The following is a 14,649-nucleotide window of genomic DNA, read 5'->3' on the forward strand; positions in this document are numbered from 1 at the left end:
TGACACATGCGAAACTTGGGCTCGTTTGTTACGAACTTTCGTGTGTCACCTTCCGGCAGGGCTCTGCTTCGCGAGACCCCTACGCTCCACTGCACTACTTTGTCCGTAACGGCGCAAATATGACACCCTTAGAACGTGCGAAATCGAGAATTCTGGCAACTGGTTGATGAGGTGTTCGGCGCGCAGTACGGCAGAACCCTCGCTGGAGACCAGTACCTGACCGAGTTGGACAATCGAACCGCCGCGCAGGCCATCGATGACGGTGTTGACCCACGCGTGGTCTGGCATGCACTGTGCGATGCGCTGGATGTGCCCGATGCCAAACGGTGGGGGATCGACAAGTATCGCCAGGCACCACCTCGGGCGCGGTAGAGATAAGCGCGCGGATCGGACTGTGAAACGTGTTGTCCAACCGCAGCGCGTGGAGCGATCCGTGGCGTGGATGACACGCGGTAGAACTCCGCCAAACAGATATTCGAACACTTGTTCGTATATGCTGTTTCCACAGACTCAAACATTGCACTCTATCCCCGTATGTGACCGACCAATCATCGTTGTGACAACGAATGTCAGTGGGTGCGCATAGTGTGTACGAGGAATTAGCAGCGAGCCACAACCGGCTCTAAAAACTTCAAGGGAAACCATGGCACTCTCGGCAGATCGTGAAAAAGCGCTCGAAGCAGCGCTCGGCCAAATTGATCGTCAGTTCGGTAAGGGCTCGATCATGCGTCTCGGTGATGACAATCGTCCAAAGGTGGAGGTCATCCCAACCGGTTCGACAGCGCTGGACGTTGCGCTTGGAATTGGTGGATTCCCGCGCGGTCGTGTTGTTGAGGTCTATGGGCCGGAATCCTCGGGTAAGACCACAATCGCTCTGCACGCGGTCGCAAACGCGCAGAAGAACGGCGGAATTGCAGCGTTCGTCGACGCGGAACACGCACTGGACCCCGAATATGCCAAGAAGCTCGGCGTGGACACCGATGCTCTGCTCGTATCGCAGCCAGACACCGGTGAGCAGGCACTCGAAATCGCGGACATGCTCGTGCGCTCCGGAGCAATCGACATCATCGTCATCGACTCCGTGGCAGCGCTGACCCCGAAGGCAGAAATCCAGGGTGAGATGGGTGACTCGCACGTTGGCCTTCAAGCGCGCCTCATGTCGCAGGCGCTGCGTAAGATCACCGGTGCACTGTCATCAACAGGTACGACCGCGATCTTCATCAACCAGTTGCGCGAGAAGATCGGCGTCATGTTTGGATCGCCTGAAACTACAACCGGTGGTAAAGCACTCAAGTTCTATGCCTCGGTACGTCTTGACATCCGTCGCATTGAAACCCTTAAAGAAGGCTCCGAACCCGTCGGTAACCGTACCCGCGTCAAGGTCGTCAAGAACAAGATGGCGCCTCCGTTCAAGCAGGCTGAGTTCGACATCCTCTACGGAATCGGTATCTCTCGCGAGGGTGGTCTCATCGATATGGGTGTCGATCACGGTCTCGTACGTAAGTCCGGCTCCTGGTACACCTATGAAGGTGATCAACTCGGTCAGGGCAAGGAGAACGCTCGTAAGTTCCTGCGCGACAACCCAGAACTCGCCAACGAGATTGAGCGCCTGTTGAAGGAGAAGCTCGGCATCATTGAAGTCGAGGGAGGCGCTGAGGTAGCGCCTGCGGCGTCAGATGCCGCATCCGCCGAGAAACCTGCGGCAAAGACCGCGAAGGCTCCAGCGGCAGAGAAGGTACCGGCCAAGACCGTTAAGAAGTAGGCATCGACCGTGGTATTCATCGAATACGACGAGTCCGTAATCCCCGAAGAAAGCAGGATGCGGCTCAATGATGACCTTGAGCGGGCGCGAGAGACCGCAATGCGTATTCTCGCGTCCGCTGGCCGGAGCAAAGTCGACCTGATAGCGCGTCTCGTGGACAAAGGCCACGAGGAGGGGATATGTCGGGAACTCGTGGAGCGGCTCGAAGGCGTTGGGCTTATCAACGAGTTCGAGACAGCAGAGATGATCGCGCGTACTCGTTTCGCGGAGCGAGGCCGCTCGCGCTATGCGATTTCGGAGGAACTGAGGCGCAAAGGATTTGAGGAGCACGCGATTATTGCTGCGCTTGATCACATCCAGCCTGAAGATGAACGCACGGTAGTCCTCGATTTAGCGCGTAAACGGCTCGCTCGAGACCACAGCGTCGATCAGGCAGCACGTATCCGCAGAGCGCTCGGACATCTGGCCCGTAAAGGATATTCTCAATCGCTCGCTATGTCGTGCATCCGGGAAGCTCTTGCTCAGGAAGAGACCCACGACTGACGTAAGGCGGCATCGCGTGTGATGGAGTCATGAGTGCGCCGTGGAACCATCCAGACTAATCATGCGTGTAGATTTGTGGAAGTAGAACCCACACGCGGCGCGGAAGGCAACAAGCCATGCAGTTAGAGGAATCGGGCTTCATAGCCGCGACACTCTTCATCGCACTCATCGCGCTGCTGCTCGTATTGGCCGCACGCCGTGACGCCCGAATCATCCGTGAGCAGGCTCAAAACGAAGCCCAACGCGTCAGCGCGGAAATCGACCTCCAACGAGAAGAAATCGCTCGCAAGAACCATGCACTCGAAACCCGTGAAGACGCACTCGACTCACGACTTGTGGTGGTTACGGAGCGTGAGGCCAACGCCGCACACGCCCTTGAGAACGTTCGGCGAAAAGCAGAACTCGTTGAGGCGGAACTCGCTCACGTTGCACAACTGACCAAGGAGAAGGCACGGCAGCTTCTCCTGGAACGTCTTGAGGCTCAGGAGGCGGAAGAGGTTCACAATGCTGTAGTGCGAACGGCAGCACGTGTGGAACGTGAGTCGGATGCAATCGCCAAGCGCATCGTGGTCGACGCGCTCGCTCGCCTGTCAGTTCCCACGAGTTCCGAATTCGCCATCGACGTGTTCGAACTTGAGTCCGAAGACCTCAAAGGCCGGATCATCGGTAAAGAGGGACGAAACATCCGCACGTTTGAGGCGGTAGCGGGTGTCGATCTGATCATTGAGGACTCATCGCGTACGGTCAAGGTTTCATCTTTTGACGGGGAGCGGCGCGATGTCGCGATCACTGCGCTGAAGGAACTACTGCGCACAGGCACCGTAACGCCGGCGCGAATCGAAGCCGAAGTCGCCCGTGCCCGCCAGTCGCTGTCCTCCCGGTCCAAGGACGCAGGTTATGCGGCGTTGGAGAGCGTTGGCGTGGGTGCCATTTCACCTGATCTGGTGCATCTGCTCGGTAGGTTGCGGTTCCGTAGTTCCTACACACAAAACGTTCTTGACCACTCAATCGAGACTGCTCACATCGCCGGAATGATCGCTGACGAGTTAGGGCTCGATTCCGTGCTGGCACGACGCGCGGGTCTATTGCATGACATAGGCAAGATCCTGACCCCAGCGCAGCGCGGGAGCCACGCCGCCCTTGGTGCAAAACTCGCTCAGGAGCACGGTGAATCCCCCGAAGTGGTGAATGCTATCGCTGCGCACCACGGTGATGGCGAACCGGCCACCATGGAGGCTGTCCTCGTGCAGATCGCGGACTCAATCTCGGCGGCACGCCCCGGTGCACGCAATGACGATGCAGCCAACTACATCTCGCGGATGGAACACATCGAGTCCGAGGTTCTTTCCCTGCCTGGTGTTGTCGCCGCGATGGTTCTCTCGGCTGGTCACCAGATTCGAGTAGTCGTTGCACCAGACCAGATTGCGGACAACGAGCTTGACGCGTTCACGGACAAACTCGCAGCGCACCTTGAGAGTGCGGTGATCATCCCCGGTGAGATGGTAATCACGGTCATCCGTGAGCGGCGCTCAAGCACCACTATCGGCTGATCGCATTGAGGGACACCGGATCCACTCCGAAGATCAGGCAGGCACTCGAACGGTATCGGAGTTCATGCCCGCTCGATGTGACCGATCTAGCCGCCTATGGATTGCGTGAAAGAACACCCAACCACGTATTCTGAAGATGATGTCTGAGAAACTTCCTTTCCCCCACCTACCGGGAGCCGTCGCGCTGGACGCCCCCGGAATCACGCCGCTCGACCTGTCCAACACTCAGATCGACACGCTGCCTGATGCATCCCACAGCGAGCGTACCTATGTGGTCAAGACACTTGGCTGCCAGATGAACGTGCACGACTCAGAGCACATGGCCGGGATGCTCGAACAATCCGGCTACCGCAAGGCGTCCTTGGACGAGGAAGCTCGCAACGAGTTTGACGTGATTGTCATCAACACCTGCGCGGTTCGTGAGAACGCGGCCAACAAACTGTATGGAAACCTCGGACAACTCGCGGCCATCAAGAATAGGCGTCCGGGCATGCAGATCGCGGTGGGTGGCTGCCTCGCCCAGAAGGACCGCAATACGATTGTGGAGCGGGCTCCATGGGTGGACGTGGTGTTTGGTACGCACAACCTAGACGTGCTGCCGGTGCTGCTTGAGCGCGCTCGCCACAACGAGGCCGCTCAGGTCGAGATTGCTGAATCGCTTCAGGTGTTTCCCTCGACCCTGCCCACGAAGCGTGAATCGGTCTTCGCTGGTTGGGTCTCGATCTCGGTGGGGTGCAACAACACCTGTACGTTCTGCATCGTGCCGCATCTGCGCGGTAAGGAACGCGACCGTCGTCCTGGCCAGGTGCTCGCGGAAATTGAGGCTCTGGTGGCTCAGGGCGCAATTGAGATCACGCTGCTTGGCCAGAACGTGAACTCGTATGGCGTGGAGTTCGGTGACCGTGGCGCATTTGCGAAGTTGCTGCGCGCCTGCGGTGAGATCGAGGGCTTGGAGCGCGTGCGCTTTACCTCGCCGCACCCTGCAGCCTTCACCGATGACGTGATCGACGCTATGGCCGAGACTGCGAACGTCATGCCGCAACTGCACATGCCATTGCAGTCCGGGTCGGACCGGATCTTGCGGGCCATGCGTCGCTCCTACCGTTCCACGAAATTCCTTGGAATCTTGGACCGTGTGCGCGACAAGATGCCGCATGCCTCAATCACCACAGATATCATCGTCGGTTTCCCGGGCGAGACCGATGAGGACTTTGAAGAGACCTTGCGCGTGGTGGAAGCCTCACGCTTCTCGTCTGCGTTCACGTTCCAGTATTCGCCGCGGCCTGGGACTCCCGCCGCCGATCTGCCGGATCAACTGCCAAAGAAGGTTGTTCAGGAACGCTATGAGCGCCTGATGGAACTTCAGGACCGTGTCAGCGCCCAGGAGAGCGAGAAGCTTGTGGGCACAACCGTGAATGTTCTGATCACCGAGGGTGCTGGCCGTAAGGGCGAGGAGACTCGACGTCTCACAGGCCGCGCCGAAGACAACCGCCTGGTACACATCGCGGTGCCGCAGCATGTTGCGAACCTCGTGGAGACCGGTGATGTTATGCCAGGCGACCCGCGGCTTGCCGACGACATTCCAGTTGATCTGCCACGTCCGGGTGATGTGGTGACGGCTCAGGTCACGAAGGGTGCGCCGTATCACCTTGTCGCCGATTCGACTCTTGCTGAGGGCGGGCCGTACTCGGTGCGACGCACGCGAGCAGGCGATGCGTGGGCGAAGCGCGAGAAAACCAAGTTGGGTATCCTCGCGGAGGAACACTCCCACGGCCCCTCCCAGCCGACCGCACCCGGTGGTGGCGTCATGCTTGGTATCCCGACCATCCGCTCCAACTGACACAAAGCACAGTTTCGAATCCTATCTCTCTGTTCAACTCAGTGGGGCAGATCCCAAGCATGTGATGCACAAGAGGTCATGCGGTCTTGTCGTGTTCTGGTGCGGCCTCAGACACGAGATTTAGTGATACGAGATTTCCGTCGATATATGGTGCAACGTGGGAGAATCTGATCATCGTGCAGCGATGAAGTGGTTCGCACGCATTCACCAATTAACGGAGTATGTCATGACTGTTGATAATGACGGGGCTGTCGAAACTCGAGAATCGTTGCCGGAAATATCACCTGCCGACAGATTCGCAGTTGCTCAAGCCGAGTTCGATGTTTTACTAGAGCGTGACTTCCCAGACTTTACAGTCGAGCAGTACGCGGCTGAGAAGGCCTCAGCCGATGGTCTCGACCGTGAGAAACTTTCAACGAAATTGTGGGCAGAAACGCGGGCTATCCCAAATCGGCTCGACCTAAGCGGCGACGGAAAACTGGGTCTAGATGACGTGAGCCTAGCTGCGAAGCAGGCAATGGGGCATGTAGGTAAGGCGTGGAAGAAAGTTACCGCAATCGGCAAAGACGATGTGGCCGATGCTGCGACTTCGGTCCGCAGTGCAGCAGCAGAAACCGGCAAAAAGATTGCCGGTTTTGACTATTTAGGGACAGCAGGTCGCGCCGCACGGAAGACTAAAGATGCCGCCAGATCGGTCGATGCTGATGCCTTCCGGTCTAGTGGTAAGACTCTCGCGAAGGTCGGGAAAACAGCTTCTGGTATTCAAGGTATCCAGAACCGCCGGGAAGCCGCAGACATCAAGCAGGTGAGCGAAGAATACCTGACTGCGGCCGAACTCCTGACCGAGCAGCACCGGGTGGAACTGTATGCTCACATCGAGGAGTTTGGTGCGCTCCGGTTGGACGCTCTGCACGAAACGCTCGGTAGATTCTTAAGAATTTTGGAAGCACTCAAGCAGAACAATCGGGTCAAAGAATACGAACTCCTTGACGGGATTGGTATTGACACCCAGACGCTCGAGTCGATGGGTACTCTCGATATGACAGTTACCGAGAGTTTAAGGAACACAGCAGCGACGGGTGCGCTTGGCTTGGCAGCGGTGTTGGGAACTCCTGCTCTGGTTACAGGCGCTGTCGGAGCATTTGCCACCGCGTCGACTGGAACTGCAATTTCCGGACTCGCTGGTGCCGCGTATTCCAATGCTGTCCTTGCTTGGCTTGGTGGAGGAAGTCTTGCGGCTGGCGGCGGGGGAATGGCAGCAGGTAGCGCGGTCCTTGTCGGAGTTACTGTGGGTGCTACTGCCGGCGTCACGCTTCTGGCCACGGGTATTTTGGTTTCGACCCACTATGCGAAGAAACTCACCGAGGCGAAAACCTATCAGAAAGAGGTCGCACTGGCAGTCGCTAGCCTAGAGAACGCGTGGCTGGTGATGGATGGGATACTCAGCCGTGTTGACGAACTGACCAGTGTCACGCAGGACCTGCGTGAACGCTTGGTCCCTCTGCTTACGCAACTTGAAGCAGTGGTTCCAACATTCGATCCTGCAGAATCACAGCACGCAGCGTTGTTCAACAAGTGCGGGCTTTTGGTTAAGACGATGGTAGAACTTGCGCAGGTTCCGTTGCTGGGGGACGACGGCGAACTCACTGATGAGAGTCTGACTATTACGACACGGGTTAAAAAAGTACTGAACACGGAGGTCTAGTGGTGAAAGTCAATTACAAGCACGTTGTCGCCACTCTATACAAAGAGTTTGGGGACCAGGGAATTGAGTGGGTGAAGGAGCAGGTTGAGACGCGGTTAAACAGTGATTCGCCGAGCCATTCGCAAACCGAACAGGGACGCCATACACCTGCTAGCGAGTCCACTGAATCGGACCTTCCGGACGCACACCTGTTCGAGGAAGACGATGGCTGGTACGAGGACGGTGACACATTTGCCGCATATGCTCAAGACAGGGTAGAGGGCTTGGCATCTGACTCGATTCTTAGCCCTCAGCAGGTGACCGAAGCCGTCCTAGGTTTGGTAAAGATGGCCGGCGAGGTCCGCAAATTTGAGGAAGCACAGGTCACAAAACGTATCGGTATCGCAGCCGAGCGAGACATTGCAATAGCGAAGGTCAGAGCTCAGCAGGAGTTGCTGCAGGAGTACCTAAACCGTTCTTTTGACGAGCGCGCAGAGAACTTCACTCGGTTGTTCGCAGTTGTTGATGGTGCGCTTGACACAAACAACATGGCAGCGTTAGCAGCAGGCTTGGAATCGGTAGTCAAATTGGCTACTTCGTCTCCATTCAAGGATTTGCGTACCGTCGAAGAAACAGCGGCTGCGCTTTCTAATCCTGATCACGAGTGGGATTTTTAGTCAGAGTTCTGGGGGGTGAAGGCGTAAGAACTCTTTTTGTCGATCATTGAGCCCGCGTTCTGCGACTTCTAACACAAGTTGGCTTTGTTCGTTTGTGAGCGGTGGAATCTCGTCACTGACCTTCGGAATGATTGAGCGCAGCGCGGTGGTCAGTTCCTCGAGTTCCTCGTCAGTTGATGATTCATCGAGGGTATCGAAGCGTTCTTGCATCTGAAGCAGGGCAGCACGCAGGTTGGGTTCCATCAGCGCTTCAGCGAATGTGTCCAGCTGCGGGGCATCGTTGTAGAGATGAGCAAGCAGCACAGCTGACGGAATATCTGCGGAGCTGACGCTGAGTGCTGCGGCAACCTTTGAAAGCCCGACATGACCGCTCGTGCGTGCTTGGGCTAGGAGTTCCCGTTGTTTTGTTAGCACCGCAATCTGTTCTTTCAACGTGCGATCTACCTCAATGAGCACGGTGTCGATGGATTCGGCTGAGCCGGCGGCTAAGGTCCCTGCTTGTGCCAGAGATAACCCGGAGTCTGTAAGTTTGGTGATTCTTAACAGGGTTACGAGGTGATCCGCAGTGTAATTGCGGTAGCCGTTGGCAAGTCTTGGAGGCTCGGGAAGAATGCCGATCTGGTGGTAGTGGCGTATGGTTCGAACTGTTACGCCGGCGATCTCGGCGATCTCTGCACTACGCATCATTCTTCTTTCCGGCCAATTTGTCGAACGCCAAGGCTGAGCATCGATGCGACTGCTGCCACAACCCAGAGTAGTGTCATGACTGCCATGGTGAATCTGAGGGAACCGAGTTCGATAAGTAGGGCAGCACCTCCGACTCCCAAGGCTGGCACTAGGGTCATCAACGCGTTCTGAGCTCCAAGGACTTTTCCGCGTTGTGAATCGGCGACATTCTCGACAAAGGTTAGGCCAGCGACAGAGTTCATGCAACCGCCGCCGAGTCCCACAATCGCTGCACCTAGGAAGATCGACCACACTGGGCCCAGGATTCCGATGGTGATGAATCCGAGGGTCAAAACGACTAGGCCGCTAGCCAGCCACACGCGTCGGGATATCTTCTCGCCGAGGGTAGCGAACAGTCCGCCACCTATCAGCAGTCCAACTGCTAGGGCGCTGAGTACAAACCCAACGAACTGCGCTTGGTCTTGGAATGCAAAGTGAACGGGAATCACCATTCCTTGGGTAGCGGCAAGTGCTACTGCTGATGCTAGGCTCAGGAAAACCATTGCGCGCAAGACCGGCGTGCGGAAGATGATGGCCAAGCCAGCCAAGAACGATCCGGATTGTTTGGTGGTGGTCGGGTCATCGGGTTCGCTCGGCATTACTGATGCGCGGCGGGGGATGCCAAAGGTGAGCAGGGCAGCAAGTCCTGCGATCCCGGAAGTAACCCATAGCACCGTCACGGGTGCCAACGTTGCGACGAGTAGGCCAGCAACTGCGGGGCCGACCAGTAGTGATACTCCGCCGACCGACTCGCGAAGACCGATGACGCGTGACGGATCCATCCTTGCAGCCTTGGCTATTGCAGGAAGCATCGATTCACGTGCGGTAATTCCTGGAACGTCACCAAATGAGTTGAGAATCGCGACAGCGATGAACCAGCCCAGATTCAGCCCGATGGTGAGGTCGATGATCGGCAGGATCAGGACCGCTACCGCTGAGATCACGTCCGATAGTATCGCCGCTGTGCGCCGGTTGATGCGGTCGATGACGCTGCCCATCAAGAGTCCGGCAATAGCAGACGGAACTGCGGCGGCAATCGCGACTGCTCCGGCTCCGAGCGGGCTGCCAGTAGTCATGAGCACTAGTAGCGGCAGGGCGATGGCGGTGATTGAGTTGCCAAGTAGGGATGAGCCAAAAGAAGCCAAGTAGAAGAAGATAATTCGTAGCATGCTTCAAGCAAAAACTATGACGTTGCGTCATAGTCAAGTTTGGCTGATTGGGGTCTGCGTCACCTTAGTGCCTGCGGACAAAACTCCGCGAAATTTGTCTGGAGTGTGAACCTTCGAGGCACGACCCAATGCTCAAACAACTCGCCGGTCGCGTACTGTGCGCAGGCAGGCACCACTCCTATATCCGATTAGGTAGGTTACCGGTAGGTATAGAGCGGACGGTGAGGCACGAAGTGGCGGAAGAGTATCCTTTAGCGGCAGGAGCGTTCGCGCGGATTTTGCGAGAACAGCGCGAGATGCAGCTCAAGGGTGGAATCTATCACCTGACGCAGATCGCGATGGCCTATAACTCCAACCGGATTGAAGGCAGCGCGCTAAGTGTCGAACAAACCTGGTACCTGTACGAGAGGCGGACGGTTCTGGGCGAAGCACCCCTCAACGATGTTGTCGAAACTAGTAATCATTTCCGTGCCTTTGACGTCATGCTTGATCGAGTTGGGGAGCCCAATACCGCCGAATCGATCAAGGAGTACCACCGCATCCTCAAATCTGGCACTCAGGATGCAGAAAAGGATTGGTTCGCGGTTGGCGATTGGAAGAAGCTAGTAAACGAGGTGGGCGGCATTGCGACTACGCCGCCGTCCGAAGTGCAGCAGGAGATTAATTCTCTTGTTACGGGTACGCCCGCCGAGATGACCTTTGGTGACGTGTGTGACTTCCATGTGCGGTTCGAACAGATACACCCATTCCAGGACGGCAACGGACAAATAGGGCGCTTGATCTTGTTCGAGCAGTGCTTGTGGCCTACGGGAACATGCCGTTTGTGGTGTTAGATGAGCGTAATGCCTTCTACTATCGGGGTCTTAGCGAGTATGACAATGAGCCTTGGTTCCTGCGGGAGACGGTTAGGTCGTTTCAGGACAACTACTTTGACCGGTTTAAAGATTTCGTTCAGTTGACGGGCAACGGTGGGCCAAACTGACGGGCTAGGCAGGCTGTCTAGTCTTCGGGTGCTTCGCCGGTCTCCGGGGCGATCAGCGTGCCCATGTGCTCGAACATCTGGAGGGTGCACTGGAGCGCGTAGTTGATTGCATAGTGCAGTTGCTTGTCCGTGACGCCATCGGTGAAGTCGAACGTGGATTCGCCGTAGATCGAGTTGGCGGTTCCATCGGGTTCCTCGCGGACGAAGCCCTTGGGCCAGATTCGGTCCCGGTTCCAGTCGTTTACCGATTGCAACGCCAGGGTACGGTTGGCGTGTCCGACGGAACGGTGCCATCGTCCACGCACCTGGAAGAATCCGCCTTCTGGCCCCATGAACAGGAACCAGAATGGGCTACCGTCCCATACCCCTACGATGTCGCCGTCATCGTCGAACGAGAACTTGTAGCCTTCGTCGGCAAGGTAGGAGACGACCCGGCTGCGGCTGAACTCGAAAATGGGTTCTTCGCCAAAGTGTGCAGGGTCAATCGTTTTGGACTTCACCGCGAACGTGTCAACGGAAACATCCTCAGGCGCGGTCTCGGAGTCTGAGGGCTGTTCGGGAGATGCCTGTTGCTTATTGGTTGCTTTGGACAGCCAGTCACGCAAACTCATGGTTTCACCATCGCAGGGTCGGGGTAGAGGGTGTCGAGTTCGTTGAAGAACTGGGCGCCAGTCTGCACCCCACAGTTGAGCAGTGAGGTGATCTGTGTGTCTGTGACACCGAACTCGCCATCGTAGGAGACTTCGGTGAACACGTGGATCTCGCCGTCGTCCCGCACGCGATAGTAGGCTTTGGGCCACAGCATCGCGGTGTTCCATTTATTACAGACTTCTAGGATCTCGTTGGCGCGCTCAATTGTGGCGGCACGGTTCCAGTGACCGCGTACGATGAGGATTTCGCGGTTTTCACCGAGCAGGAGGAACTGGTAGGTGCGGCTTGCACTGATCGTGCCGACTTCGCCGTGGGAGTCTACAAAGAATTGAAGGTCGTTGTCTCTCAGGCAGTCGATGATCCTCTGCGTTGTGAGCTGACGTGGAATATCTGTGTCTGTCATCCGTCCCCCTTCTCAAGCACACCCATCTCACTGACACGTGTCTTGGTTGAACCCTGCGTCGGGCAGAACATCGGGTGCCCAAACACGTGCATATGTGACTTCATCTAGGGTACCCGCCCAATCGGGCCTCACGTGCCACACCAGCGGGTAGCCTAGTGTGCATGGAGGATGTTCTTGCGGTCGTGGGGCCAACGGCCACGGGTAAGTCTGGTCTGGCAGTTGAACTGGCGTACCGGCTTGGGGGACCAGACCGTGTGGAGGTCATCAACGCCGACGCCTACCAGTTGTATAGGGGAATGGACATCGGCACGGCAAAGGTGACGAAAGCGGAACAACGCGGTATCACCCACCACCAGCTGGATGTCCTGGACCCAGGTGAGGACTCGTCGGTAGCGACCTATCAGGAGCAGGCCCGAGCGGATCTTGAGGACATTATGGCGCGCGGTAGGCGCGCAATCGTGGTGGGCGGCTCAGGGCTGTACGTGCGGGCGCTGCTCGACCACATGAACTTTCCGGGTGCGGACTCGGACATCCGCGCCAGCATCGAGAACCGAGCCCAGATAAAGGGGCCCCGCGCCCTCTACGACGAACTGAACGCAAAAGACCCGCAGGCGGCGGTATCAATCGGACCCCAGAACGAACGCCGCATCATTCGGGCACTCGAAGTTATCGAGTTGACCGGTCAGCCTTATTCCGCGAACCTTCCGAGGCAAGAGTACGTGTATCCGACCTTCACGATCGGCCTCGACTTTGACAGGGGACAACTCGATCACCGGGTTGCACAGCGCGTTGACCTCATGGTGGAGCAGGGGCTCGTACAGGAGGTCACAGAACTCGCGCCGCGACTTGGCCGCACGGCTGCCCGAGCGGTCGGATACGCCGAAATCCTTGACTACCTGGCCGGTAGCATCACGCTCGACACGGCAATCGAACAGATCACAGCCAACACGAGACGGCTCACCCGCAAGCAGATGGGCTGGTTTGGACGCGACCCCCGCATCGAGTGGCTGCGGGGCGAGAATGAAACCCTCATCGAGGATGCGCTTGCAGCCATTGCCGCCCACGATCAGGGACTGAGAAAAACTCAAAGCCATGAGCCGGTGCGGCGTAGTCTAGGATCATGACTGCCCTCGCGTTCTCCAAGGGTCATGGAACCCACAACGACTTCGTCCTGCTCAACGACCCAGAAGGGAATCTTGACCTGGACGAGGCTCTGGTTGCGCGCCTCGCGGACAGGCGCGGTGGCATCGGCGGTGACGGCGTCATTCGGGTCATCAAGAGCGAGCACCTGTCCGAAGGCCGTGAAGTCCTCGCCCAAGAATCCGCAGCCGTGTGGTTCATGGACTACCGCAACGCCGACGGGTCGATTGCGCAGATGTGTGGCAACGGCGTGCGCGTCTTTGCCGCGTACCTCGAACGACTGGGTCTCGTTGACTTCACAGATGGCGTGCCCGTGCCTATCGGGACGCGCGCTGGCTTACGCACCGTTCGCAAGGAAGGCGACTGGTTCACTGTCGGCATGGGGAAGTGGCGATTCACATTCCCGGAGCAAGCAGGTTCTGCAGGTCTCGATTCCGAGGTCCGCCTCGTTGGCATTTCGGGCACCGAGGTCCGCCCCGCACTCAGCATCGATATGGGAAACCCACACACCGTCGCGGCAGTCTCAAACGCAGACGAGCTCGCAAGCATCAACTTCACAGATATCCCCGAGGTCAGCCCGCTGCCACCGCATGGCACAAACGTCGAAGTGGTCGTCCCACTCCCAGCGCAATCCACTGCTGAAGGCAGCATCGGGCACATCGCCATGCGCGTGCATGAGCGCGGCGTCGGTGAAACCCAGTCGTGCGGCACGGGTGCGTGCGCCGCGGCGCTCGCGGTGCGGCACTGGCTCTCGCAGTCTGTTGCGAGTTCCCAGATTGACGACGATACGGCCAGTTCTGTCCCCGACGTCTGGTTGGTGGATGTGCCGGGCGGGCAAGTACGCGTGAGCGTGTCTGGGCAGGACGTGGAACTGTCCGGTCCAGCGGTCATCGTCGCAGACGGAACGCTGGACACCGCGCTGCTGTAGCGGGCCAAAGTTTCTTGGCGTTGAGGAGGCGGAACGATGACAACACTCGCGCAAGTGCGCAAGGCAGCGCTGGCTCTACCGGAGGTTGAGGAAACCACCCATTTCGGGATGGTCGCGTTCAAGGTACGCGGTAAGGGCTTTGCATCCGTCACGAAGGACAAGGCTTGGCTGCAGGTCAACCTAGAAGCCAGCGACGCTGAAAACGTCATCGGCGAGATCGCAGGAGCAGAGCTGATCCTGCGTTCCGATGCCGTGATCGGTGTGAAGGTGCCATTGGGAGGCATCAACGGAATGCAATCCAACGCTCTGGTCTATCGGGCCTGGCTGGCCCGCGCACCCAAGAAACTAGCGCGCGTTGAGTCATCCGCAGCAACAGCGGACGTGGGGAGCATTGGCGATCTACCCGCGAGTATCGGCAGACCAGCAACGCGAGCGCTGGCGGGCGCCGGGCTGTCCACGCTAAAACTTCTCTCAACGTGGACGAAAGCAGCAGTCCTCGACCTACACGGAGTCGGGCCCAAAGCCGTTGACCTGCTTGAACGCGCTATGGCTGAACAGGGCCTCGACTTCAAGGCGTAAATACGCAGGTGTAAA

Annotated in this window: 15 protein-coding genes; 11 read left to right on the plus strand and 4 right to left on the minus strand. The window is 57.7% G+C overall.

What is annotated here, in order from left to right; genetic code table 11:
- Positions 1-135: 135 nt before the first annotated feature.
- The 7 genes from ACFSYH_RS11450 (at position 136) to ACFSYH_RS11480 (ending at position 8,056) form a co-directional block, all read left to right on the plus strand.
- The gene (locus tag ACFSYH_RS11450) at positions 136-372 is read left to right on the plus strand and encodes a DUF3046 domain-containing protein (protein ID WP_377467090.1); all 237 of its coding nucleotides are present in this window, start codon (positions 136-138) and stop codon (positions 370-372) included.
- Positions 373-643: 271 nt separating this feature from the next.
- Positions 644-1,762, plus strand: coding sequence for a recombinase RecA (recA, locus tag ACFSYH_RS11455; protein WP_377467092.1), 1,119 nt, complete (start codon positions 644-646; stop codon positions 1,760-1,762).
- A 9-nt stretch (positions 1,763-1,771) separates the two neighbouring features.
- Positions 1,772-2,305 (plus strand): regulatory protein RecX, encoded by a 534-nt coding sequence (locus ACFSYH_RS11460; protein ID WP_377467093.1) that lies wholly within the window; start codon positions 1,772-1,774, stop codon positions 2,303-2,305.
- A 116-nt stretch (positions 2,306-2,421) separates the two neighbouring features.
- Positions 2,422-3,855 (plus strand): Rnase Y domain-containing protein, encoded by a 1,434-nt coding sequence (locus tag ACFSYH_RS11465; protein WP_377467094.1) that lies wholly within the window; start codon positions 2,422-2,424, stop codon positions 3,853-3,855.
- Positions 3,856-3,994: 139 nt separating this feature from the next.
- Positions 3,995-5,695, plus strand: coding sequence for a tRNA (N6-isopentenyl adenosine(37)-C2)-methylthiotransferase MiaB (miaB, locus tag ACFSYH_RS11470; protein WP_377467096.1), 1,701 nt, complete (start codon positions 3,995-3,997; stop codon positions 5,693-5,695).
- A gap of 226 nt (positions 5,696-5,921) precedes the next feature.
- The gene (locus ACFSYH_RS11475) at positions 5,922-7,400 is read left to right on the plus strand and encodes a hypothetical protein (protein ID WP_377467097.1); all 1,479 of its coding nucleotides are present in this window, start codon (positions 5,922-5,924) and stop codon (positions 7,398-7,400) included.
- The gene (locus ACFSYH_RS11480) at positions 7,400-8,056 is read left to right on the plus strand and encodes a hypothetical protein (protein ID WP_377467098.1); all 657 of its coding nucleotides are present in this window, start codon (positions 7,400-7,402) and stop codon (positions 8,054-8,056) included. The genes ACFSYH_RS11475 and ACFSYH_RS11480 overlap by 1 nt, the downstream gene beginning before the upstream one ends.
- Here the strand turns inward: ACFSYH_RS11480 and ACFSYH_RS11485 are convergent, their stop codons facing one another.
- Together ACFSYH_RS11485 and ACFSYH_RS11490 are read right to left on the minus strand one after the other, a co-directional pair.
- A complete protein-coding gene (locus ACFSYH_RS11485; protein ID WP_377467099.1) occupies positions 8,057-8,740 on the minus strand; it encodes a MerR family transcriptional regulator in 684 nt (227 codons plus the stop codon). It lies immediately after the preceding gene.
- Positions 8,740-9,951 (minus strand): MFS transporter, encoded by a 1,212-nt coding sequence (locus ACFSYH_RS11490; protein WP_377467100.1) that lies wholly within the window; start codon positions 9,949-9,951, stop codon positions 8,740-8,742. Before ACFSYH_RS11490 ends, ACFSYH_RS11485 begins: the two co-directional genes overlap by 1 nt.
- Positions 9,952-10,172: 221 nt before the next feature.
- Between ACFSYH_RS11490 and ACFSYH_RS11495 the strand changes: the two genes are divergently transcribed.
- The gene (locus tag ACFSYH_RS11495; protein WP_377467101.1) at positions 10,173-10,784 is read left to right on the plus strand and encodes a Fic family protein; all 612 of its coding nucleotides are present in this window, start codon (positions 10,173-10,175) and stop codon (positions 10,782-10,784) included.
- A gap of 166 nt (positions 10,785-10,950) precedes the next feature.
- On the opposite strand, the gene ACFSYH_RS11500 is transcribed toward ACFSYH_RS11495, so the two are convergent.
- Both ACFSYH_RS11500 and ACFSYH_RS11505 read right to left on the minus strand, forming a co-directional pair.
- Entirely contained in the window at positions 10,951-11,544 is a 594-nt protein-coding gene (locus ACFSYH_RS11500) for a YbjN domain-containing protein (protein ID WP_377467102.1), read from the minus strand.
- Positions 11,541-11,987 (minus strand): type III secretion system chaperone family protein, encoded by a 447-nt coding sequence (locus ACFSYH_RS11505; protein WP_377467103.1) that lies wholly within the window; start codon positions 11,985-11,987, stop codon positions 11,541-11,543. The genes ACFSYH_RS11500 and ACFSYH_RS11505 overlap by 4 nt, the downstream gene beginning before the upstream one ends.
- 161 nt (positions 11,988-12,148) lie before the next feature.
- Here ACFSYH_RS11505 and miaA point away from each other — a divergent pair, with 161 nt between their 5' ends.
- The 3 genes from miaA to ACFSYH_RS11520 are packed head-to-tail and all read left to right on the plus strand — an operon-like array spanning position 12,149 to position 14,634.
- Positions 12,149-13,111, plus strand: coding sequence for a tRNA (adenosine(37)-N6)-dimethylallyltransferase MiaA (gene miaA / locus ACFSYH_RS11510; protein WP_377467104.1), 963 nt, complete (start codon positions 12,149-12,151; stop codon positions 13,109-13,111).
- The gene (gene dapF / locus ACFSYH_RS11515; RefSeq protein ID WP_377467105.1) at positions 13,108-14,055 is read left to right on the plus strand and encodes a diaminopimelate epimerase; all 948 of its coding nucleotides are present in this window, start codon (positions 13,108-13,110) and stop codon (positions 14,053-14,055) included. Before miaA ends, dapF begins: the two co-directional genes overlap by 4 nt.
- 36 nt (positions 14,056-14,091) lie before the next feature.
- Positions 14,092-14,634, plus strand: coding sequence for a hypothetical protein (locus tag ACFSYH_RS11520; protein ID WP_377467106.1), 543 nt, complete (start codon positions 14,092-14,094; stop codon positions 14,632-14,634).
- The last annotated feature ends 15 nt before the right edge of the window (positions 14,635-14,649 follow it).

It is taken from the genome of Populibacterium corticicola, from assembly GCF_042683685.1.
In the GTDB taxonomy this organism is placed as follows: Bacteria; Actinomycetota; Actinomycetes; order Actinomycetales; family Cellulomonadaceae; genus Timonella; species Timonella corticicola.